The organism is Petrocella sp. FN5 (assembly GCF_029210395.1).
Classification (GTDB): domain Bacteria; phylum Bacillota; class Clostridia; order Lachnospirales; family Vallitaleaceae; genus Petrocella.
This window is the reverse complement of sequence record NZ_JARGDP010000134.1, coordinates 1-2,937: the sequence shown is the minus strand read 5'-3', so window position 1 is coordinate 2,937 and position 2,937 is coordinate 1. Positions and strand designations below refer to the sequence as shown.

At 34.8% G+C, this 2,937-nt stretch carries 3 protein-coding genes; all 3 read left to right on the top strand.

Features of this window, described 5'->3' with window-relative positions; genetic code table 11:
* Window positions 1-133: 133 nt before the first annotated feature.
* Entirely contained in the window at window positions 134-784 is a 651-nt protein-coding gene (locus tag P0N36_RS14910; protein ID WP_275843666.1) for a peroxiredoxin-like family protein, read from the top strand.
* Window positions 785-831: 47 nt separating this feature from the next.
* Window positions 832-1,518, top strand: coding sequence for a TVP38/TMEM64 family protein (locus tag P0N36_RS14905; RefSeq protein ID WP_275843665.1), 687 nt, complete (start codon window positions 832-834; stop codon window positions 1,516-1,518).
* A 152-nt stretch (window positions 1,519-1,670) separates the two neighbouring features.
* Entirely contained in the window at window positions 1,671-2,786 is a 1,116-nt protein-coding gene (locus P0N36_RS14900) for an FAD-dependent oxidoreductase (protein WP_275843664.1), read from the top strand.
* Window positions 2,787-2,937: the final 151 nt, after the last annotated feature.

The following is a 2,937-nucleotide window of genomic DNA, read 5'->3' as shown; positions in this document are numbered from 1 at the left end:
ATAGCACAAATATATTATGATGATTGTTAGATTGCTTACATATTTAAAAGATTCAATAGGTTAAGATATGTTTATTAGGTTACTCATAAACAACTCATATTCAAATCTATATGTAAGAAAGAAGGATATAACTATGGAATATAACTTAGGTAATCAGATTGAAGCACTTATTAAAACCTCAAAAAAAAGACTTCCTGAAGAAATACAGGCGATATTTGATAAAGCAATTAAAGAACTTGATCAATCGGTAAAAATAATGGGTATTAAAGCGGGCCACATGGCACCGAACTTTACCCTTAAAAACCATTTGGGGGATGAAGTAGAACTGCAATCAGTATTAGAGGAAGGACCAGTAGTCTTAACTTTTTACAGAGGCGCATGGTGCCCGTACTGTAATCTTCAATTAAAAGCGTATCAGAATGTTTTAACGAAAATTGAAGCATTAGGAGCCAAATTGATTGCAATCAGTCCTCAGAAACCAGATGATTCCCTTAGTATAATAGAAAAACATCAATTGTCTTTTCCGGTATTAAGTGATATGGGTTTGACGGTATCAAAAAAATATAATATTGTTTATGCGTTACCGGAATATTTACAAAAGGCTTATAAAACATTAGGCCTTGACTTAGAAACGTTAAACGGGGATGGTAGTTGGCAATTACCATTTGCAGCCACTTTTATTATTAATCAGCAAGGCTTAATCTGCTATGCCTTCATTGATGCAGACTATAAAAAAAGAATGGAACCCATTGATATTATTTCTATACTGGAACTACTTAAGTGAGATGTTTACTTGTGCGCTAACGGTTGAAATAAAAGAGGTGACCAACGATGTTTGATGCGATTAGAAAATACAAGAAATATATTGGTATAGGGATTATTATTACTGTAGGAATTATAGCTTATTGGAACATGAATGAACTCCTAAATATTGCAAAAATGTTGTCGGAAGGTTCTGTAGAGGATGTTGTAGCTTTGATACGAAGTTTTGGCTTAGGTGCACCTATTATTAGCGTGCTACTTATGATTTTGCAGGCATTTATAGCTCCAATTCCTTCTTTCTTGATTACGGGAGCAAATGGGATAGTTTTTGGTATTGTTGGAGGTACATTGATTTCTTGGGTTGGTGCGATGCTAGGCGCTGCTGGTACATTTTATTTAGCGCGTGTGCTTGGGGAAGATTTTGTGAAGCGCTTTGAGCAAAGTAAAGGATTGATGAAAAAGGTGAACGAAATAAGTCGGAACCATGGCATGAAAGTTGTGTTTATAGGGAGGCTAATTCCTTTTGTTTCTTTTGATTTTCTAAGCTATGCAGCAGGACTTAGTACGATAAAAGCATGGCAATTTATTGTGGCCACTGGGGTTGGGATGATTCCAGGGACGATTGCATATGTACTTCTGGGTAATCAGATTATAGAATATAGCCAATATTCTAAGCAAGTATTTTGGTTAATACTTATGGGTGTTATTGTTTATGTCATTTATTTGAAAATTAAAAAGTTCATTATAAGAAATTAGGTTGTAGATCGTGAATCTTTAAAAGTGGGTGGCATAAAGTACAGTATTTTAAGATGTTAAGTTGGCAATTGGTTATAAGCTAAATAGATTTAGTAGAATACGTCTGATATGGTCGTCTAAGATTATAGAAAAACAAGTGAGAAGGTGGTTTTATGAATGAAACGTATGTAAAAACTTTAATTTTAGTGGGAGGTGGTCATGCACATCTTTATTTAATCAAACAAATGAGGACGGATCAGCTGAAAAACCATCAAGTCTTCCTTATTTCAGCAGGGAAGAAACAATATTATTCAGGCATGGCATCATCCTACTTGGAAGGGCTCTACAGCGAGAAAGATTTTTCAGTAGATCTAATGAAACTTTGCGAAAAAAGCGGGGTAACCTATATAGAAGATGAGGTGGTTTTAATCCAACCGAAGGATAAAACAATTGTGACAAGGAATGGCGTAACTTTTACATATGATATACTTTCTCTTGATACGGGGTCAGATGTAGTAGGCAAACAGATTCCTGGTGCAAATGCATTTTCACATTTAGTAAAGCCGTTACATCATTTGGTACAAATAAAAAAAGTAATTCAAGAAGTGAAGCAATCATTGTTTAAAGTGGTGTTTATTGGGGCAGGTGCAGCAGGCGTTGAAATGGCACTAGCGATACATCAGTTAGCACTTCAAATGAATAAAAATATACAAATTCTAATGATTGACTCAGGAAATGGCATTTTAAAAGGTTATCCAGAAAAAGTGAAATTAAAAATGAAGATTGCGCTTATGGGAGCCAATATTCAAGTGCTACAAAATGAACGCGTGCATAAGATTGAAAAGAAACAGTTGTTGTTGAAGTCCGAGAAGCGTATTTCTTATGATTTTCTCATTGTCGCGGCAGGATCTGTTGCACACCCACTGTATAGGCAATCAGGCTTAGATGTTGATGAGCGAGGTTATATGTTTGTGAATGGATATTTGCAAAACAAGGATTATCCAGACATCTTTGGTGCTGGAGATTGTATAGCTTTTACTGAGTACGATTATGTACGTAAAATAGGCGTTTATGCCATCAAAGAAGCTCCGATCTTATGGGAAAATATCAAACGAAAAGCACGCGGTGACCTATTAAAGAAATATAAACCACAAAAAAAATATCTTTCCATTGTAACCCTTGGTAACCGTAGGGGCATTTTGTCTTATAATAAAATGGTATTCACAGGCAAATGGCCCTGGTATTTAAAAGATTGGATTGATCGGAGGTTTATTAACCGCTATCAATAGTGGATAAAAAGTCAAACAGGTCTATAGATTCGTAGAAAGTTTGACTCTTTACGTAATAAATCTTACTTTCAAAGACGTCTAATTATGGTATTATATATATAAGGTAAAAAGGTAGATCATTCAAAAGTAGAATGTTAATTAAGGTTAATAA